The sequence below is a fragment of the Bradyrhizobium sediminis genome (assembly GCF_018736085.1).
Lineage (GTDB): Bacteria > Pseudomonadota > Alphaproteobacteria > Rhizobiales > Xanthobacteraceae > Bradyrhizobium > Bradyrhizobium sediminis.
This window is the reverse complement of sequence record NZ_CP076134.1, coordinates 1,507,104-1,527,144: the sequence shown is the minus strand read 5'-3', so window position 1 is coordinate 1,527,144 and position 20,041 is coordinate 1,507,104. Positions and strand designations below refer to the sequence as shown.

Below are 20,041 nucleotides of genomic sequence, written 5' to 3'. Positions count from 1 at the left end.
CGAGCTCGTCAAATGTTATCCCCGCAAACGCTTGCGAGATCTGGCACAAATGACGTCTCGGACATGCCGGGCTGGGTATTGGCCTCAAGGCAGGAGAGGCCACTTTTCCCTCGATGCGATCGTCGAAGCGGAAATCCGCAACAGCTCACGCCCCGGCAGCCAAGCGCCACATGCGCCGCCAGCGTTAACCTTCGGACTTCCTGGTAAACAAAGGGTAAACCGGGTGCAGGCAGGAGCCGTTTTGGTCCGCCTTCTCCGTACTTTGCCCGGCAATCGTAACATTTTTATCAATGGAACTATTCAAGGCAGCCCGGGACCCGGCGCCCCCCCGGACAGCAGCGCAGAACCATGCTACTTTTGCGTGTGTCGTATCGCCAACGCGATCTGGTCGTGCAGGAAATCGGCAAACTCAATGCCCTGGGCCTTGAGCGCCTTCGGATAGAGCGAAGCCTTGGTCAGCCCCGGCAGGGTGTTGGTCTCGAGGAAAATCGGTCCCCTCTCCGAGACGATGAAGTCGGACCGGGAGTAGCCGCTGCACGAAAGCGCTTTATGGGCTTTCAGCGCTTCGCCCATGATTTGCCTGGTGATTTCAGGCGTGAAGCGCCCGGGGCAGATCTCCTGGGTCGATTTGAGCAGGTATTTGGCGGTGTAGTCGAAGCCGCCCTCGGCCGGAACGATCTCGATCGGCGGCAGCGAGAACACCGAACCGTCGGACTGTTCCAGCACGCCGCAGGTCGCCTCCACGCCCGAGACGAACGGCTCGATCACATATTCTTCGGTCCTGGCGGCGTTGCGCACGGCGACGAGATCCTGCCTGGCGTTGACGAATATCAGCCCATAGCTCGAGCCGTCGCGCGCCGGCTTGGCAATCAGCTTGCCGTATTCGGCAAACGCCGCGTCGATATCGTCCAGGGCGATGCCGGCCGGCGCCTTCACCCCCGCGATCGCGGCGAAGCGCTTGGCCGCCACCTTGTCGAAGGCCAGATGCGACGACGCCGAACCCGAGCCGGTGAACGGGATGCCGCGCATCTCGCACATCGCCTGGAGCTCGCCGTTTTCCGCCCGGCCGCCGTGCAGGCCGAGCACCAGCACGCGGTCCTCGGCCTTTGCCTTGTCGAGCGCCTGTTCGAGCCCGACGCCGCGGTTACCGGGCTTGAAATCATCCTCGAACGGTCGCGCATGGCCAAGCAGAGCCTCGGAGCGGACGTCATGCACGGTGTCGTCGACATCCCAGAACCACAGGTCGGCTTCAGGCAAAGCCTGATGCAGCGCCTGGGCGGAAGCGACCGAAACTAGGCGCTCCTTGTTGGTGCCGCCGAAAAGGATGGTAGTGCGCATCATGCCGTTCCGCTGATCTTGCTCTTTCGTCATTCCGGGATGTGCCGAAGGCACAGACCCGGAATCTCTTCTTTCCACATTACCTCGAGATTCCGGGTTCGCGCCGCGCGCGCCCCGGAATGACGACTATGCCGGAATCCCGATCCGCTTGATTTCCCAGTGTAGCTCAATTCCTGAATTTTCCTTCACCCGGGCGCGGACCGTTTCGCCGAGGGTTTCGATATCGTGGCCGGTGGCGGCGCCGGTGTTGATCAGGAAATTGCAGTGCATCTCCGACACCTGCGCGCCGCCGACGCGCAGGCCGCGGCAGCCGGCGGCGTCGATCAGCTTCCAGGCGCTGTGGCCGGGCGGATTCTGGAAGGTCGATCCGCCGGTCTTTTCGCGGATCGGCTGCGCGGTTTCGCGGTGGTTCTGCACCTCGTTCATCCGCGCGCGGATCGCTTCCGGCGCCGCGATGGCGCCGCGAAAGCGCGCCGAGGTGAAGATGATGGAGGGATCGACGCCGCTGCCCCGGTAGACGAATTTCATGTCCGCATTCGTGAAGGTATGCTTCATACCGTCACGGCCGATGCCGGTGGCCTCGATCAACACGTCCCTGGTCTCGCTGCCGTTGGCGCCGCCGTTCATGCGCAGCGCGCCGCCGATGGTGCCGGGAATGCCGAAGTAGAATTCCAGCCCGCTGATATTGGCCGCGGCGGCGGTTTCCGCCACGCGCTTGTCGAGCGCGGCGGCGCCGGCGCTGACGATGTCGCCATCGGCGCGGACGTCGCCGAAACCGCGCGGCGACAACCGGATCACCACGCCCGGAATGCCGCCGTCGCGCACGATCAGATTGGAGCCGACGCCGACGACAATGACCGGAAGCCCGGGCGGCAGATGCGCCAGGAAATAGGCCAGATCGTCTTCATCCGCCGGCGTGAACAGCACCTGCGCCGGACCGCCGACCCGAAACCAGGTCAGCTCGGCCAGCGACTGGTTCGCCAATAGCCGCCCGCGCAAGCCAGGCATCGCGGCTTTGAGTTCGGGCGTGATGTCGGGGAAGTCCGTCACCTCTAGCCCAAGGCCTTCAATTCGCCCGGCAGCGCGTAGGCCCATTGCGTGATGTTGCCGGCGCCGAGACAGACGACGAGATCGCCGCTCTTCGCCACCCCGGCAACGACGCCGGCGAGTTCGCCCGCATTCTGCAGCGGGATCACTTCGCGGTGGCCATGCGCGCGCAGGCCGAGCACGAAGTGATCGCGGTCGATGCCCGCAATCGGCGCCTCGCCGGCCGGATAGACCTCGGCGACGACGACGGTATCGGCGTCGTTGAAGCAGGTGCAGAATTCCTCGAACAGCGACTGCAGCCGGGTGAAGCGATGCGGCTGCACCACGGCGATGATCTTGCCGGCGGTGGATTCCCGCGCCGCCTTCAGCACCGCCGCGATCTCGACGGGGTGATGGCCGTAATCGTCGATGATGGTGACGCCGTTCCACTCGCCGGTCCTGGTGAAGCGCCGCTTGACGCCGCCGAAGCCGGCGAGCGCCTTGCGGATGGTGTCGTCGGCAAGTCCGAGTTCGTGCGCCACCGCGATCGCCGAGGTGGCGTTGAGCGCGTTGTGCCTCCCGGGCATCGGCAGCACGAGATCGGCGATTTCATGCGAGGTGCCGGCCTTGCGATCGCGGAACGCGACCTTGAATTTCGAGCCGCCGCCCGTTGGAGTGAGATCGACCAGCCGCGCATCGGCCTGCGGATTTTCGCCATAGGTGATGATGCGTCGATCCTCGATCTTGCCGACCAGGGTCTGCACCACCGGATGGTCGATGCACATCACGGCGAAGCCGTAGAACGGCACGTTCTCGACGAAATTGCGGAACGCCTCCTGCACGGCGTCGAAGGTCTTGAAGTGATCGAGATGCTCGGGGTCGACATTGGTGACGATGGCGACGTCGGCCGGCAGCTTGAGGAAGGTGCCGTCGCTCTCGTCGGCCTCCACCACCATCCAATCGCCGGCACCGAGCCGGGCGTTGGTGCCGTAGGCGTTGATGATGCCGCCGTTGATCACGGTCGGATCGAGATCGCCGGCATCGAGCAGTGCTGCGACCATCGAGGTCGTGGTGGTCTTGCCATGGGTGCCCGCGATCGCGACGCAGCTCTTCAGCCGCATCAGCTCGGCGAGCATTTCGGCGCGCCGCACCACCGGGATGCGCTGCGCGCGGGCCGCCATCAGTTCCGGATTGTCGCGCTTGATCGCGGTCGAGACCACCAGCACATCGGCGCCGTCGACATTCTCGGCCTTGTGGCCGACGGTGACCTTGATGCCCTTGTCGCGCAGCCGGTTGACATTGGCGCCTTCGGACGCGTCGGAGCCCTGCACGGTGTAGCCGAGATTGCTCAAGACCTCGGCGATGCCGCTCATGCCGATGCCGCCGATCCCGACGAAGTGGATGGGTCCGATCTCGCGCGGCAGTCTCATGAGGTTTTCCGTATGTTGCCGTCATGCCCGGGTAAAAGCGCGAAGCGCGTCTTCGCGCCAGGTGTCCCGGGCATCCACGAATCTCCCTCACTTCATGCAAGACGTGGATGGCCGGGACAAGCCCGGCCATGACGCTAAATTTCAAGAATCCGGAGTCTTTCGCCTAGATTCCGGCGACTTTCTCGACCAGATCGGCCAGCCGCTCAGCGGCGTCCAGCCGGCCCACGGTGCGGGCGGCCGCCGCCATCGCGGTCAGCCGCCCGGGTTCGGCGGCCAGCGCGGAGATCTCGGCGGCCAGCCGGTCGGGCGTGAAATCCGTTTGCGGAATCCGGAGCGCGCCGCCCACCTGCACCAGCACGCCGGCATTGGCGAACTGATCCTGATCGATCGAGCCGGGCAGCGGCACCAGGATCGACGGCCGGCCGATGGCGCCGAGTTCGGCCACCGTGCCGGCGCCGGAGCGCGAGATCACCAGATGGTTCGATGCCAGCCGCGCCGGCAGATCGGTGAAGAACGGCGCCAGCTCGGCTGATATCTTGAGCCGGTCATAGACCCCGCGCACCCGGGCCATATCCTCTTCGCGCACCTGCTGGGTCAGGATCAGCCGGCTCCACAGCGCCGGCTCCAGCCGCTCGATCGCCGGCGGCACGATGTCGGCCATCACCCGCGCGCCCTGGCTGCCGCCGACCACCAGCAGGCGCAGCGGGCCGGTCGCTTCGGGAGACGTATAGTTCACCGCAGCCGCCGCCAGAATCGCGGGGCGCATCGGCGTGCCGACCGTGGTGGTCTTGCCCGAAAGCTGCGGATCGCGATCGAGCACGCCGGGCAGCGAGGTCGCGATCGCGCTGACGCGGCTCGACAGAAAGCGGTTGGCGCGGCCGAGCACCGCATTGGCATCGTGGATGATGCCGGGCACGCCGAACAGCCGCGCCGCGAGCAGCGGCGGCAGCGTCGGATAGCCACCGAAACCGACCACGGCTTTGGGCTTCAGTTTGCGCATCAGATTGAGCGACACGACAGTGCCGGCGGCGAGCAGGAAGCCCGTCCGCGCCAGCGACCATGGCGAGCGGCCGCGCACGGTCTCGCTCGGCACCACGTCGATGGTGTCCTTGGAGAACAGGCCGCTGTAGCGCAGCGCGCGGGAATCGGTGGCGAGGCGCACGCGATAGCCGCGCCGGATCAATTCGACGCCCAGCGCCTCGGCGGGAAACAGATGGCCGCCGGTGCCGCCCGCGGCGAGCAGAATGAGGGGCGAAGGATCCATCTCGGCAATCTCTGCGAATGAAACACCGTCATTGCGAGCGAAGCGAAGCAATCCATGGACTACCGGATGAAGCAAAGATGGATTGCTTCGTCACTTCGTTCCTCGCAATGACGAAAGAGCGCGTCTTGCCCCTCAGGTCAAGCGTAGTTGGGCGCGGCCTTGGCGTTGGCGTCGCCGATCGATGCCATCTCGGTGCGCGGCCGATGCCGGGTCAGCGCCAGCATCATGCCGACGCCGTAAGCCAGCGAGATGATCGACGAGCCGCCATAGGAAATGAACGGCAGCGTCATGCCCTTGGCCGGGATCAGCTGCAAATTGACCGACATGTTGATCGCGGCCTGCACCCCGAACAGGATCGCCAGGCCGGAAGCCGCGAACCGCGCGAACATGTCCTCGGTGGCATAGGCGCGCGTCAGCGCTCGGATCACGACGAAGGCGAACAGCGCCAGCAGCGCCAGGCAAAGGATGATGCCGAACTCCTCCGCCGCCACCGCGAATACGAAATCGGTGTGGCTGTCCGGCAGGCTGCGCTTGGCGATGCCCTCGCCCGGCCCGAGCCCGAACCAGCCGCCGTTGGAGAAGGCTTCCATCGCGGTATCGACCTGGAAGGTATCGCCCGAGGCCGGATTCATGAAGCGCTTGATGCGGCCGGCGACGTGCGGCACGAACAGATAGGCGCCGAACAGCCCGGCGCCCGCGGCGCCCGCCAGTCCCAGCACCCAGATCATCCGCATGCCCGCGATGAAGAACAGCGCGCCCCACACCATCAGGATCAGCATGGTCTGGCCGAAATCGGGCTCCATCACCAATAGCGCCACCAGCGTCAGCAGCAGCGCCATCGCCATCGAGGTGGCCGGCATCTCCGGCCGCCGCGCCGATTCCGCAAACAGCCACGCCGCCAGCACCACGAAAGCGGGCTTGGCGGATTCGGAGGCCTGGATGTTGACGCCGATCAGGGTGATCCAGCGCCGCGATCCCTTGACCTCCGGCCCGATCAGGAGCGTCGCCACGATCAGCACGACCGAGACCGTGAACACGATCAGCGCGGCGCGCCGGATCTGCCGCGGCGACAGGAAGGAAACGCCGATCAGCACGATGAAGGACGGCAGCAGGAACAGCACATGGCGGTTGAAGAAGTGAAACGGATCGAGCCCGATCCTTGTCGCCACCGGCGGACTGGCCGCCAGCGACAGGATCACGCCGCCCAGTATCAACGCGATGATCGCCGCCAGCAGCAGGCGGTCGACGGTCCACCACCATTCGCTTAAGGGGGTGCGTTCTTCACGGGAGATCATGGGCGTCCCCAACAGGCAGAGGTAACGCCCATTGGTCGCCTAGGATGGTTTCCAAGCGGTTAATGGGATGGGTAACTTTTGAGATTGGTCGCAGGCCTTGCAGCACAAGAACTCGTCATCCTCCGCGAAAGCGGGGATCCAGTACGCCGCTGCGCCGGCGATCGAACCGCAACGGCTCTGGAATACTGGGTCACCCGCCTTCGCGGGCGACGACAACCACCGGCTTGACGCCCGGCAGCGCGGTGACCAGGTCGCGGAAGGCCGCGCCGCGGATTTCGAAATTGCGGTACTGGTCGAACGACGCGCAGGCCGGCGACAGCAGCACCACGGGATCGGCCAGCCCCGAGGCTTCCGCGTCGCGCGCGGCGTTGGCGACCGCGACATCGAGCGTCTCGCTGATCTCGTGCGGCACGCGGTCGCCGAGGGTGCCGGCAAATTCCTGTGCGGCTTCGCCGATCAGATAGGCCTTGCGGATGCGCGGGAAGAATTCGGCGAGACCGGTGATGCCGCCGAGCTTCGGCTTGCCGCCGGCGATCCAGAAGATATCGGCGAACGACGACAGCGCATGCGCCGCGGCGTCCGCATTGGTGCCCTTGGAGTCGTTGACGAACAGCACGTTGCCGCGGCGGCCGACCTGTTCCATGCGGTGCGCGAGGCCGGGAAAGCTGCGCAAGCCATTCTGCAGCACCTCGGTGGAGACGCCGAGTGCCAGCGCGCAGGCCGCGGCGCAGGCGGCGTTCTGCGCATTGTGCAGGCCGCGCAGCGAACCGATGCCGCCGATCCGCGCGATCTCGGTGCGGGCGCCGCCGGCAGCGCGCAGGATGGTTTCACGCTCGACATAGATGCCGTCGGCCAGCGGATTCTTCACGGAGATGCGAACCACGCGCTTGCCGGACCGTTCGATCCGGTCGGCGGTATTGCGGCTCCAGCCGTCGTCGACGCCGACGATCGCGGTGCCATGCGGCTGCACGCCGGCGACCAGGCGCTCCTTCACGGCGGCGTAATGCTCGACCGTGCCGTGGCGGTCGATGTGGTCCTCGCTGACATTGAGCAGGATGCCGACGCTAGGGTCGAGCGACGGACACAGGTCGATCTGGTACGACGACATCTCGATGACATGGACCCGCCCCATGCGCGGCGGCTCCAGCGACAGGATGGCGGTGCCGATATTGCCGCCCATCTGGGTGTCGTAACCCGCGAAGCGCATCAGATGCGCAATCAGCGCGGTGGTGGTCGATTTGCCGTTGGTGCCGGTAATGGCGACGAACGGCGCATCCGGCGCATGCCGCCGCCGCTCGCGGCAGAACAATTCGATATCGCCGATCACCTCGACGCCGGCCTCGCGCGCTGCCAGCACCGACCAGTGCGGCGCCGGATGGGTGAGCGGCGCGCCCGGCGTCAGCACCAGGGCCGCGAAATTCGCCCACGACACCTTGCGCAGATCCGCTGTCATGAAACCGGCTTGCGCGGCCTTGGCGACATTGTCGGCGCTGTCATCGCCGGCGATCACCTCCGCCCCGCCCGCCTTCAGCGCGTGACAGCTTGCCAGCCCGGAACCGCCGAGGCCGAACACCGCGACCGTCTTGCCCGCAAAGGAGGTGACGGGGATCATGGTTTTTTCGCTGTCATTCCGGGGCAGCCCGCAGGGCTGAACCCGGAATCTCGAGATTCTCAGATGCGCAATTGCGCATCGTAGTTCGTGCTTCGCACGCCCCGGAATGACTGTAGAGAGACCGATGCAACACGATCACCGCAGTTTCAGCGTGGAGAGGCCGGCCAGCGCCAGCATCACCGAGATGATCCAGAACCGGATCACAATCTGCGGTTCGGTCCAGCCCTTCTGCTCGAAGTGATGATGCAGCGGCGCCATCCGGAACACCCGCTTGCCGGTCAGCTTGAACGAGGCCACCTGCACGATCACCGAAACCGCTTCCAGCACGAACAGGCCGCCGATCACGGCAAGCACGATCTCATGCTTGACCGCCACCGCGATCGCGCCGAGCATGCCGCCGAGCGCCAGCGAGCCGGTGTCGCCCATGAAGATCGACGCCGGCGGCGCGTTGAACCACAGAAATCCCAGCCCCGCGCCGAGCACCGCGCCGCACAGCACCGCGAGCTCGCCGGTGCCGGCGACGTAATTGATCTGCAGGTAATCCGAGAACACCGCGTTGCCCGTGAGGTAAGCGATCATGCCGAAGCTCGCCGCCGCGATCATGACCGGCACGATGGCGAGGCCGTCGAGACCGTCGGTCAGGTTGACGGCGTTGCCGGCGCCGACCATGACGAAGGCGCCGAAGATCACGAAGAACCAGCCGAAGTTCAGCACGATGTCCTTGAAGAAGGGAATCACCAGCGAGGTCGAGAACGGGACGCGGCCGAGCCGGGTCAGCGCGTAACAGGCGGCGAGCGCGATCACCGCTTCGATCAGAAGCCGGATCCTGCCGGCGAAACCGCTATGGGTCTGTTTCGTCACCTTCAGATAGTCGTCATAGAAGCCGACGAAGCCGAAGCCGAGCGTCACCGCCAGCACGATCCAGACGTAGGGGTTGAGCGGATTGGCCCACAGCACCGTCGAAACCACCAGCCCGGAAAGAATCATCAGCCCGCCCATGGTCGGCGTGCCCTTCTTGCTGATGAGGTGCGATTGCGGGCCGTCGGTGCGGATCGGCTGGCCCTTGCCCTGGCGAAGCCGCAGATGATCGATGATCCAGGGGCCGAACAGGAAAACGAACAGGGCGCCGGTCACCATCGCCCCGCCGGTGCGGAAGGTGATGTAGCGAAACACGTTCAGGAATGTACGGAACACGCCCAGACCGGGAACCGTGTTGGAAAGGTCAATCAGCCAATAAAACATTCAATCCGCCCTATACCGCGGCTTCGTCGCGCGCGGCCTTGCCGGGAAAGCGCTTTTCGAGCGCGGTTACAATCTTTTTCATTTTCGCCAGCGCGAATCGCGGAAACTGGCTGCGGTCCACTTCATCGGCATACAAGCCCCGTTCGCCCGTGGGAAGAGCGTCTCACAAAGCCGTGAGATGTCGACCGATTTACGCCCTCGTCTGCAGGGCCGCCGCAAGCCGTGGCACGAACTTGTTGACCCAGAACATTTTTTTACTGCCCTTGACCACCACGACGTCGCCTTCCCTGAGCAAGCCGGCGATTTGCCGCGGCTCGAGCGTGGCCGGGTCTTCATGCCAGCCGAGCGCCTGGCCCGCCGGCAGCAGCCTGTACAAATGGTGCATCAGCGCACCGACGCAGTACACGCCATCGATACCCGCCAGATGTTCGGCCAGGCCCTCGTGATAGGCCGGCGCCTCGACGCCGAGTTCCAGCATGTCGCCCAGGATCGCGATGCGCCGGCCGCCTTTGACCGGCCGCGCCTTCAGGCTGTCGAGCGCCGCCGCCATGCTGGCCGGATTGCCGTTGAAGCTGTCGTCGATCAGAACGGCGCCGCCAGCGGTTTGCTCCACCCCGCGTCCGGTCATGATACCGACGTCGTCGAGTTCGGCGGCAAGCGCCGTCTCATCCAGACCCGCGGCGTGAACCGCCGCCAGCGCCGCCAATGCATTCTGCAGCCGGTGCGGCGCGCCGGGCGTCAGGCTGAACGCGATCTGCCTGCCGCCGACTTCGGCCGATACGTCCCAGCTCTCGCCGCGCGCCGAATGCTTCAGCTCCCGCACCTCCGACGCGCCGCCGAAGCGGATGGTCTTGCCGCGCCATTCCGGCGCATCGATTCCCGCCGGCAATACCAGGACGCCGTCGCTGGGCAGGCCGCGGACAATGCTGACCTTCTCCTGCCGGATCGCTTCCAGGCTGCCGAGCTTTTCCAGATGCACCGGCTGCACGTTGACGACCAGCGCCACGGTCGGGCGTGTCAGATCGCTCAGCCGCGCGATCTCGCCGGCCTGGTTCATGCCCATTTCGACCACCCACACGGCGGCAGCCGGGTTGGCATTGCACAGGGTCAGCGGTACGCCCCAGAAATTGTTGAAGCTGCTCGGACTGGCATAGGCCCCCGGATAGGCCGCGATGAATTCCTTGGTGCTGGTCTTGCCGGCGCTGCCGGTCAGGCCGATCACCGGGCCCTTGAAGCGCGCGCGCGCCGCGCGGCCGAGCGCCCACAGGCCGTCGAGCAGCGTGTCCTTCACCACCAATTGAGGCACGCTCACGTCGTCGATCCGGTGCGGCACGATCATCACCGCCGCGCCGGCCTTCTCGGCATTTGCGGCGAACTCCCATCCGTCGCGCGCGCTGGCGAAACTCGAGACGAAGCCGCCGCTCGGCGTTCCGCTCAGCGCCACGAACAAACTTCCAGGCTTCACCAGCCGGCTGTCCTGGGTGACGAAGTCAATGCTGGTTTCGGGAAAGGCGCCGGACACGCCCAGTACCCGGGCCACTTCGGCAATCGTCCATAGCGGTGCTGCGCTCATGCCACCCTCGAGGCCAGCGCGGATGCAACCGCGTCGTGGTCGCTGAACGGCAAGGTGCTGTTGCCGACGATCTGTCCGGTCTCGTGGCCCTTGCCGGCGATAAGCAGCGCATCGCCCGGCTGCAGCGCCGCTATCGCTGATCGGATCGCCTCGGCGCGGTCGCCGATTTCGCTGGCTCCCCTGGCGGCGCTCAAGATCGCAGCGCGGATCGCTGCCGGATTTTCGCTGCGCGGGTTGTCGTCGGTGACGATGACGCTGTCGGCATTCCCGGCGGCAATCGCACCCATCAAGGGCCGCTTGCCGGCGTCGCGGTCGCCGCCGGCGCCGAACACCACGACCAGCCGGCGTTTGGCGTAAGGCCGCAGCGCCTGCAGCGCCTTCGCCAACGCATCCGGCTTGTGCGCATAGTCGACGAAGATCGGCGCGCCGTTGCGTTCGGCGACCCGCTCCAGCCGGCCTTTTGCGCCTTCGAGCAGTTCGAGCGAGGCGAAAACCGCTTTGGGCTCGCTGCCGGTGCCGATCGCGAGCCCGGCGGACACCAGCGCGTTCTCGATCTGGAATGCGCCGACCAGCGGCAGTCGCACCGGATATCGGCGGCCGCGATGTTCGAGTGTCAGCTTCTGCGCAAAGCCGTCGATGTCAGCCCCGGCCAGGCGAATGCCCTCGCCTGCGCCGTCGCCCCTGCTGCCGACCGTGACGATGCGCAAGCCCCGCGCGCGCGCCGCCTCGATCACGTCCTGCGAGCAATCATGATCGGCCGAGATCACCGCGGCGCCGCCGGGCGCGACCAGATCGCGGAACAGCCGCAGCTTGGCATTGAGGTAATGGGCGACGTCGGGATGATAATCCATGTGGTCGCGCGAGAGATTGGTGAAGCCGCCGGCCGCGATGCGCACGCCGTCGAGCCGGTATTGATCGAGCCCGTGCGAGGAGGCCTCGAAGGCGAGATGGGTGACGCCGTCGCCCGCGATTTCGTCGAGTTGGCGATGCAGTGCAATCGGATCCGGCGTCGTCAGCGAGCCGTAGACGGTGCGCTTCGGCGACACCAGCCCGATGGTGCCGATGCTGGCCGATTCATGACCGAGCCGCTGCCAGATCTGCCGGGTGAAGGCGGCCACCGAAGTCTTGCCGCTGGTGCCGGTGACCGCGGCGATCGTGGCAGGCTGCCGGGAAAAGAACCTTGCCGCTGATAGCGCCAGCGCGCGGCGCGGGTTCGGCGTCATGACGAAAGGCACGCCGATGCCATCCGGCGGCGGATGATCGCCCGCGACCGCCACGGCGCCGGCAGAGATCGCCGCATCGATGAAGCGCGCGCCGTCGGTCTTGCTGCCGGCAAGCGCAAAGAACAGGTCGCCCGGCTTGACCGCGCGGCTGTCCACCGCAAGCCCCGACACCACGACCGCTTCCGCCTGCGGGGGAAGCGTGGCGTCGTCGCTGAACAGATCGCGAAGTCTCATGATATTCCAGTCCGGCCGGCCTTGGCGTCGCTTATCAATTTGAAGTCTCTAAAGGAATTCGCGGCACCCACGGCAGGAACTTCAAACCGGCGACAATGATATACGCCTTACTGGCTTCCCTTGGATGCCGCAAGAATAAGGCGCTCGGACGGCGGCAGATCGAACCGCGGCTCGACCCCCAGAAGCGGCGCAATGCGCTCGATCACCTTGCCACCGGTCGGCACAGCGTTCCAGCCCGAGGTAATGAAGCCGTGGGTTTCCGGCAGCGGCTTCGGCTCATCCAGCATCACCAGCACCTGGAACTGCGGATTGTCGGCCGGCATGATCGCGGTGAAGGAGTTCAGCACCTGCTTCTTGGAGTAGCGGCCGTTGACGACCTTTTCCGAGGTGCCGGTCTTGCCGCCGATATAGTAGCCCTTCACGTCGGCCTTCTTGGCGGTTCCGATTTCGGCGTTGAGCCGCATCAGATAGCGCATCTTGTCGGAGGTCTCCGACTTGAGCACCTTCTTCGCGATCGCCCTGGCTTCCGCTTCGGACCGCTTGAGGAAGGTCGGCGGGATCAGGTAGCCGCCGTTCATGACGGCGTTGATGCCCATCACCGCCTGCAGCGGCGCGACCGAAAGGCCGTGGCCGAAGGCGATGGTGATGGTATTCAGTTCGCTCCAGCGCTTCGGCACGATCGGCGAAGTGCTTTCGGGCAGCTCGGTGCGCAGCCGGTCGAGCTGACCCATCTTGCGCAGGAACGCCTTGTGCGCCTCGACGCCCTGCGCCAGCGCGATCCGCGCCGCACCGACGTTGGAGGAGAAGGTGAACACTTCCGACAGCGTGATCTGGCGGCCCAGCGGATGGGTGTCGTGAATGGTGAATTTGCCGTAATGCAGCGCGCCGCGCGCATCGAACAGCGTATTCAGATTGGCCTTGCCGGAATCCAGCGCCATCGCCAGCGTCAGCGCCTTGAAGGTCGAGCCCATCTCGTAGACGCCGGTCGTCAGCCGGTTGATACGATCAGGATCATGCGCTTCCTTCGGATTGTTCGGGTCGAAGTCGGGCAGCGACACCATCGCCACGATCTCGCCGGTCTTGACGTTGGAGACGAGGCCGGAGGCGGCCTTGGCCTTGTATTTGTCCTTGGCCTTCAGGAGTTCGTCGCGCAGCGCGTGCTCGACGCGCAGGTCGATCGACAGTTCCACCGGCCGCTGCAGCCGGTCGGTGGCGAAGCCGGCGCGATGCAGATCGGCCAGACCGTTGTTGTCGAGCCATTTCTCCATCCCGGCGATGCCCTGGTTGTCGATGTTGACCAGGCCGATCAGATGCGCCACCTCGGCGCCGGTGGGGTACACCCGCTTGTTCTCGCGCAGGAAGCCGATGCCGGGAATGCCGAGGCGGTGAATTTGCTGCTGCTGCTTCGGCGTGATTTCGCGCTTGAGCCAGACGAAGCCCTTTTTCGACGACAGCCGTTCACGCACTTCGCCGGTGTCGAGATCCGGCAGCGTCGCGGTAAGGAGTTCGATCGCCTCGTCCTTGTCGATGATCCGGCGCGGTTCGCCGAACAGGCTCGGCGACTTGACGTCGGTGGCGAGCACCTCGCCGTTGCGGTCGACGATGTCGGGCCGTGCGGTGGCAATGGCGTCCTGCGCCGCAGTGCGGCGCGCGGCGTGATTGTCGGCGCCGATCGCGAACATCACCAGCCGGCCGCCGATCACGGCGTAGATCGCCGCGAACGCCAGGATGGCCAGTCCGACACGGGCGCGCGCCTTGGCGGCGCGGTCGACATTGCGCCCATACAACAGGCTGCGGATCAGCCGCTGCCGCCATGGTTCCGTGGGCTTGACGGCGGTGGGCGCGGAACCGGTCATCGCCGATCCCCCGGTGCCGGCACCGAACCCGTCACAGTCGAAGCATCGGCCGCGGCATCGATGGTCTCGAGCATCGCCCCGATCGGATCGGGATCGCCCGGTTTGAAGAAGCGCGGCGGCCGCTCGGGCAGGTTCTTCAATGAATCGTATTGGGCGGCGGTGAGCGGTTTCAGCCCCAGGTGACGCTCGGCGAGGCCCTGCAGCCGCAACGGCGAGTCCAGCTTGGCCCATTCCGCCCGCAAGCCTGCGATGGCGTCGCGCTGCTCGCGGATTTCCGCATGCAGCCGCAGCACGCGCTCGGTACGCGAAGTGGATTCCATCTTGATCCGGTAGACATAGGCGGCGGCGAACACCAAAGCGGCGATCACGAGGAGATGGATGATCCGCATGGTCAGCCTCCCCTCATCACGTCATCGAGAACAGGCCATGCCGGCAATGCCGCACCTGCATGCGCAGGTGCGGCGGTGCGCTCGGCCGCACGCAGCTTTGCCGAACGCGCGCGCGGGTTGGCGGCAATCTCGTCGTCATCGGCCGTGACCGGACGCTTGGTCAGAATGACGAAGCTCGGCGCGGCCTGGTTCACCTCGGGCAGATGCCGCGATCCGCCGCCGGCCCTGGCGCGCTCGACCAGGAAATTCTTGACGATGCGGTCTTCCAGCGAATGGAACGACACCACCACCAGCCGGCCGCCCGGCTTCAACACATGTTCCGACGCTGCGAGCGCCAGATGCAGTTCGTCGAGCTCTTCGTTGACGAAGATCCGCAGCGCCTGGAAGGTGCGGGTGGCCGGGTGGATTTCGCCCGGCCTCGACCACACCACCTTCGAGACGATATCGGCCAGCGCGCGGGTGGTCGTAATCGGCGCTTCCTTGCGCGCGGCGACGATGGCCTTGGCGACGGCGCGGGAGTGACGCTCTTCGCCGAAGATGTAGATGATGTTGGCGAGATCGGCCTCGGACGCCCTGGCGACCACGTCGGCCGCGCTCGGCCCGTCATGGCCCATCCGCATGTCGAGCGGGCCGCCGAGGCGAAACGAAAAGCCGCGCTCGGCCTGGTCGAGCTGCATCGAGGACACCCCGACGTCCATCACCACGCCGTCGACCGCGGAGGCGCCCTGCGCGGCGCAGATTTCGGCGAGATTGGAAAAGCGGTCCTCGACCAGCGTGAGCCGGCCGCCGGATCGATCCACCAGATCGAATCCGCCCGCAATTGCCGTGCGGTCGCGATCGATGCCGATGACGCGGGTTCCGGCGACGTCGAGGATCGCCCGGCTATAGCCGCCGGCCCCAAAGGTGGCGTCGACATAGATGCCGCCGTCGCGCGGGGCGAGCATCTCGATCGCCTGACGGCCGAGCACGGGGATATGACGTGGGCCAGCCGGATTCATGCCCCGGCTCCGGATACGGTCCGGGGGAAGGTGCGGAAACTGGACGCGAACAGGCCCATTGCGCCTCAAATCCCTGCGCTTCGCCGGACTTTTCGCCTCGAAAGACGGCGTTCGACAAGAAAGCCTTGGCGAGGCACGATTGCCGATCCCGCGTATCCCCCATCGCAAGCCCGGATTTCCCGATGGAATTTGCTGGGCTGCCATGGGATTTCGAGCGTCAAAGCTGGCCTCGGCCGTCCCCCAAAACCGGTCCGGCTCTTCACCACTTAGTAACGTCAGTTAGCGTTAAGAAAGCGTTGAAGGATTGGGGAGGATTTGGGTCGCGGGCAAGGCGCGCGGCCGCTCCTCGCGGCAATGCCCGTCTATTGCCTGGAACCGGACGGCCGGTGATGCTTCCCGCACACACTCGGCCAAAATGCGAAGCGGCAGGGCGCTGCCCGATTGCGCTGACGACATCGTAAAGGAATAGTAAACGAGGTCGTCTTGAAAACGCGCCATTGCCGTTCTCCTGCCCGGTTTGAGCCTTCCTATGTCGCTCGGTTCGTTCGCACCGCCTGTTGGGATTGATTCGAGGCGTCGCGCCGTCCCGTTGCCCAAGGCCAACGCCAGTATGAAGACATTCACCCCGGATTCCTCGATCGCCTCCGACGTGATCCCGTCGGCGAATTATGGCGAGCGGAACAAGGGCCGTTTGCCCGACATGATCGTGCTGCACTACACCGGCATGCCCGATGTCGAAGGCGCGATCGCGCAACTGTGCACGGCGGGCACCGACGTATCGGCGCATTATATCGTGCTGGAAGACGGCCGCATCGTGCAGTGCGTGCCGGAGGCCAAGCGCGCCTGGCATGCCGGCGCGGCGTCCTGGGCAGGCGAAGAAGACATCAATTCCTGTTCGATCGGCGTCGAGATCGTCAATCGCGGCCACGACTGGGGCTATCCGGATTTTCCGCTGCGCCAGATCGCCGCGGTGATCGCGCTGTGCCGGGGCATCATGCTCCGCCGCAAGGTGCCGTCGCATCGCGTGCTCGCCCATTCCGATGTCGCCCCCTCCCGCAAGAAAGACCCGGGCGAGAAATTTCCCTGGCATTCGCTGGCCAATTCGGGGGTCGGCCACTGGGTGCAGCCGGCGCCGATCGTGCGCGGCGAAGCGATGAAGCTCGGCAGCATCGGCGACGACGTGCTCGGCCTGCAGCGGGCGCTGGCCAAGTACGGCTACGGCATCCCCACGCATGGAAAATACGACGGCACCACCATGGAAGTGGTCGCCGCGTTCCAGCGCCATTTCCGCCCTGCCCGCGTCGACGGCGTCGCCGATCATTCGACGCTGGTCACCTTGCAGTCGCTGCTCGAGAGCCTGCCGGCCGAAGCCGTGGCCGTCGCAGCAAGGTAACATCGGGACAATTCGGCCCGGCCATTGACTTTCATCAAGTGCGACCGGCGCGTTTTCGGCGACAAGCCGCCATGGCGGCTTGAGCAGGAAATGGGTCGATGTCGTTTGAGCGCGTTCTGCGGTCGGCGCTGGTCGCGATCGCCATCGCGGGTCTGACAGCGGGAATTCTGGCCGCGCTGGACGGCCGCACCGACCTTGCCGATCTCTGCTGGACGCTGGCGACCGTACCCGTGGTGGCGGGACTGGCGGTCTCGATCGTGAGAGATTTTCTGGCGGGCCGGTTCGGCGTCGATGCCATCGCGCTGGTGTCGATGAGTGCAGCGCTGGCGCTCGGCCAGCCGCTGGCTGGAGCCGTGGTCGCGCTGATGTATTCTGGCGGCAATGTGCTCGAGGATATCGCGGTTGCCCGCGCCGAACACGATCTGCGTTCGCTGGTCGATCGCGCGCCGCGCGAGGCCCATCGCTGCGTCGATGGCCGAATCGAGGAAGTGCTGGTCGGCACGGTGGCGGTCGGCGACCGGCTGCTGGTGCGGGCCGGCGAAGTCGTTCCGGTCGACGGCATCGTCAGTTCGGTCACGGCTGTCGTCGACGAGTCGGCGCTGACCGGCGAGCCGATCCCGGTGGCCAAAGCGCGCGGCGCCGCGATCCTCTCCGGCTCGCTGAACGCCGGCGAGACCTTTGAAATGACGGTGACGGCGGTCGCCGGCGACAGCACCTATGCCGGCATCGTAAAGCTGGTGACCACGGCGCAGACCGCGAAGGCGCCGTTCGTGCGGCTGGCCGACCGCTATGCGCTGGTATTCCTGCCGGTAACGCTGGCGCTGGCGCTCGTCGCCTGGCTGATCTCGGGCGATCTGCTGCGCAGCCTCGCCGTGCTGGTGGCGGCGACGCCGTGTCCGCTGATTCTGGCTGCTCCCGTCGCCTTCATCGCCGGCGTTGCCCGGGCGGCGCGGCGCGGCATCCTGGTCAAGGGTGGCGGCCCGCTGGAGGCGCTGGCGCGCGCCCACACCGTGCTGTTCGACAAGACCGGGACGCTGACGGTCGGCGGCGCGCGATTGCTTTCCGTCGAAGTGGCGCCGGGTGAAACCGCCGAAGAGGTATTGCTGCTCGGCGCCTCGCTCGAACAGGCGTCGCATCATGTGATCGCGGGCGCCATCGTGCAGGCCGGCACCGAGCGCGGCCTGCATCTCAAGCTGCCCGAAGAGGTCAGGGAGGCCATGGGCTCGGGCCTGCACGGCGTGATCGAGGGACGGCGCGTGAGCGCGGGTTCGCGCGAAATGATTCTTGCAAGCTCGCAGGTCGCCGAATGGGCAACGCGGGCGATCCGGCGCGCCTCGTGGCGATCGGCGCTGATCGTCTTCGTCGCGGTCGAGGGACGGCCGATCGGCGCATTGCTGCTCGCCGACGAACTGCGTTCCGACACGCCGCGGGCGATCCGGCTGCTGCGCGAGGCCGGCGTTGCCCGCATCGTCATGGTCACCGGCGACCGCGCCGGCGCCGCGCAGGCGATCGGCGCAGCACTCGATCTCGACTCGGTGCTGGCCGAGCGCGTGCCCACCGACAAGGTCGACGCGGTGCGCTCCGAGCAGCGGCTCAATCCGACCATCATGGTCGGCGACGGCATCAACGACGCGCCGGCGCTGGCTGCGGCCGATGTCGGGATCGCACTCGGCGCCCGCGGCGCCAGCGCCTCGTCGGAAGCCGCCGACGTGGTGATCCTGGCCGACCGGCTCGACCGGGTCGGCGAGGCGATCGAGATCGCGCAACGCGCGCGGCGGATCGCCATCGAAAGCATCGTCGCAGGCATGGCGCTGTCGACGCTCGCCATGCTGGCGGCGACCTTAGGCTGGCTGCTGCCGGTTCCGGCGGCCATCGTCCAGGAGGTGATCGATGTTGCCGTGATCCTCAATGCGCTGCGCGCCCTCAACCCGGGTCGCGGCCGCGCCGGCGGAAGCATGACCGCTGCGGCCGGACACGAGCTGCATCGCAGTCATCTCGAACTGATCGGCAACCTCGACCGGCTGCGATCGATCGTCGACGAGCTCGACGATGCCAGCCCGGAGCGCGCCGCCGTCATCATCGCCGAGGCCAACAAACTGGTTCAGGACCAGGTGGTCGCCCACGAGCGCGACGACGAGGGCCACGTCTATCCACAGCTCGCCACGGTCTTGCGGGAAAGCCACGGCCTCTCGGCAATGAGCCGCGCGCACCGCGAGATCCTGCATCTCGCCCGCCTGCTCGCCCGCGTCGTCGAGGACCTGCCGTCGGAGAAGGTCGACCGCTATCTCGTCCGCGACGCCCAGCGCCTGATCGAGGCGGTGGAGACGCTGGTCCGCCTGCACACCGCGCAGGAAGAAGACATCTACGAGGCGGTCGCGGCGCGGTAGCCCCAAACCAAAAATATCGAAAACAACCCCATGCAAAGTAACCGGCGGCACCGCGCAGGGCATGCCTGGAGCAAAGATGGCGGATTACGCTACGCCAATCCGCCCTACACCCCGGTCGCTGTCGAGCGCGATTCGATTTGCCTCCTCAGCGCCTGATTACTGCATCGGGTCAGCTCCTTTTGATCGGCTGGATCGCCGGCCCCCAGTCGAACGGCGACAACGCAAAACGACATCTTCAGGATAATTTATTTTCAGGGCCGGCGTCGCCGTTATCGGCTTGACGCGACGGCCTCGAGCCCCCATCACAAGGGTGTCAGTCGGCCGGACGGCCGCTCCCGCTACGGTCGAAAGGCTGCGGGGGAGGAAAGTCCGGGCTCCATCGACATACGGTGCCGGATAACGTCCGGCGGGGGCGACCCCAGGGACAGTGCCACAGAGAACGAACCGCCTTCCCCCACCCTACCCTCCCCCGCTTGCGGGGGAGGGATTAAGGGAGGGGGAGGTAAGGGTGAAAAGGTGCGGTAAGAGCGCACCGCGGGTCCGGCAACGGAACCGGCATGGCAAACCACACCGGGAGCAAGACCGAATAGGGACGGCAACGCGGGATGTTCGCTGCAAAGCGATAACTCCGCAGGGCGATGTCAGGCTCGCCGTCCGGGTAGGTTGCTCGAGGCAACGTGCAAACGTTGTCCCAGAGGAATGGCCGTCACGTACCGCTTGCGCAAGCAGGCGGTGCCCTACAGAACCCGGCTTACAGGCTGGCTGATGCTTCTAACGGAAG

Annotated in this window: 15 protein-coding genes and 1 other RNA gene; 3 read left to right on the top strand and 13 right to left on the bottom strand. The window is 66.1% G+C overall.

The window, feature by feature from the left end:
- Nucleotides 1-8: 8 nt before the first annotated feature.
- The 13 genes from KMZ29_RS07280 to rsmH form a co-directional block, all read right to left on the bottom strand.
- Nucleotides 9-233, bottom strand: a complete 225-nt coding sequence (locus tag KMZ29_RS07280) for a D-alanine--D-alanine ligase (protein WP_369810118.1) — start codon at nucleotides 231-233, stop codon at nucleotides 9-11.
- A gap of 118 nt (nucleotides 234-351) precedes the next feature.
- Nucleotides 352-1,338, bottom strand: coding sequence for a D-alanine--D-alanine ligase family protein (locus KMZ29_RS07275; RefSeq protein WP_215623082.1), 987 nt, complete (start codon nucleotides 1,336-1,338; stop codon nucleotides 352-354).
- 126 nt (nucleotides 1,339-1,464) lie between these two features.
- Nucleotides 1,465-2,433 (bottom strand): UDP-N-acetylmuramate dehydrogenase, encoded by a 969-nt coding sequence (gene murB, locus KMZ29_RS07270; protein ID WP_215623081.1) that lies wholly within the window; start codon nucleotides 2,431-2,433, stop codon nucleotides 1,465-1,467.
- Complete coding sequence (gene murC, locus KMZ29_RS07265) at nucleotides 2,391-3,794, bottom strand: UDP-N-acetylmuramate--L-alanine ligase (RefSeq protein WP_215623080.1); 1,404 nt, start codon at nucleotides 3,792-3,794, stop codon at nucleotides 2,391-2,393. The genes murB and murC overlap by 43 nt, the downstream gene beginning before the upstream one ends.
- A gap of 163 nt (nucleotides 3,795-3,957) precedes the next feature.
- Nucleotides 3,958-5,058 (bottom strand): undecaprenyldiphospho-muramoylpentapeptide beta-N-acetylglucosaminyltransferase, encoded by a 1,101-nt coding sequence (gene murG, locus KMZ29_RS07260; RefSeq protein WP_215623079.1) that lies wholly within the window; start codon nucleotides 5,056-5,058, stop codon nucleotides 3,958-3,960.
- Nucleotides 5,059-5,195: 137 nt separating this feature from the next.
- A complete protein-coding gene (gene ftsW, locus KMZ29_RS07255; protein WP_215623078.1) occupies nucleotides 5,196-6,353 on the bottom strand; it encodes a putative lipid II flippase FtsW in 1,158 nt (385 codons plus the stop codon).
- Between the two features lie 190 nt (nucleotides 6,354-6,543).
- Nucleotides 6,544-7,965: a UDP-N-acetylmuramoyl-L-alanine--D-glutamate ligase gene (murD, locus tag KMZ29_RS07250; protein WP_215623077.1), complete on the bottom strand. Its 1,422-nt coding sequence runs from the start codon at nucleotides 7,963-7,965 to the stop codon at nucleotides 6,544-6,546.
- Nucleotides 7,966-8,100: 135 nt separating this feature from the next.
- The gene (gene mraY / locus KMZ29_RS07245; RefSeq protein WP_215623076.1) at nucleotides 8,101-9,207 is read right to left on the bottom strand and encodes a phospho-N-acetylmuramoyl-pentapeptide-transferase; all 1,107 of its coding nucleotides are present in this window, start codon (nucleotides 9,205-9,207) and stop codon (nucleotides 8,101-8,103) included.
- Nucleotides 9,208-9,397: 190 nt separating this feature from the next.
- Nucleotides 9,398-10,780: a UDP-N-acetylmuramoyl-tripeptide--D-alanyl-D-alanine ligase gene (locus KMZ29_RS07240; RefSeq protein ID WP_215623075.1), complete on the bottom strand. Its 1,383-nt coding sequence runs from the start codon at nucleotides 10,778-10,780 to the stop codon at nucleotides 9,398-9,400.
- The gene (locus tag KMZ29_RS07235; protein WP_215623074.1) at nucleotides 10,777-12,237 is read right to left on the bottom strand and encodes a UDP-N-acetylmuramoyl-L-alanyl-D-glutamate--2,6-diaminopimelate ligase; all 1,461 of its coding nucleotides are present in this window, start codon (nucleotides 12,235-12,237) and stop codon (nucleotides 10,777-10,779) included. Before KMZ29_RS07235 ends, KMZ29_RS07240 begins: the two co-directional genes overlap by 4 nt.
- 107 nt (nucleotides 12,238-12,344) lie before the next feature.
- Entirely contained in the window at nucleotides 12,345-14,093 is a 1,749-nt protein-coding gene (locus tag KMZ29_RS07230) for a peptidoglycan D,D-transpeptidase FtsI family protein (protein ID WP_215623073.1), read from the bottom strand.
- Nucleotides 14,090-14,482: a cell division protein FtsL gene (gene ftsL / locus KMZ29_RS07225; protein WP_215623072.1), complete on the bottom strand. Its 393-nt coding sequence runs from the start codon at nucleotides 14,480-14,482 to the stop codon at nucleotides 14,090-14,092. Before ftsL ends, KMZ29_RS07230 begins: the two co-directional genes overlap by 4 nt.
- 2 nt (nucleotides 14,483-14,484) lie before the next feature.
- Nucleotides 14,485-15,480 (bottom strand): 16S rRNA (cytosine(1402)-N(4))-methyltransferase RsmH, encoded by a 996-nt coding sequence (gene rsmH / locus KMZ29_RS07220; RefSeq protein WP_215623071.1) that lies wholly within the window; start codon nucleotides 15,478-15,480, stop codon nucleotides 14,485-14,487.
- 610 nt (nucleotides 15,481-16,090) lie between these two features.
- Here rsmH and KMZ29_RS07215 point away from each other — a divergent pair.
- From KMZ29_RS07215 to rnpB, 3 genes are all read left to right on the top strand, one after another.
- Entirely contained in the window at nucleotides 16,091-16,873 is a 783-nt protein-coding gene (locus KMZ29_RS07215; RefSeq protein ID WP_215623070.1) for an N-acetylmuramoyl-L-alanine amidase, read from the top strand.
- 98 nt (nucleotides 16,874-16,971) lie between these two features.
- Nucleotides 16,972-19,260 carry a heavy metal translocating P-type ATPase gene (locus tag KMZ29_RS07210; RefSeq protein ID WP_215623069.1) on the top strand — a complete coding sequence of 763 codons (2,289 nt, stop codon included), beginning with the start codon at nucleotides 16,972-16,974 and terminating at the stop codon, nucleotides 19,258-19,260.
- A 313-nt stretch (nucleotides 19,261-19,573) separates the two neighbouring features.
- Nucleotides 19,574-20,030: RNase P RNA component class A (gene rnpB, locus KMZ29_RS07205), an RNA gene on the top strand.
- Nucleotides 20,031-20,041: the final 11 nt, after the last annotated feature.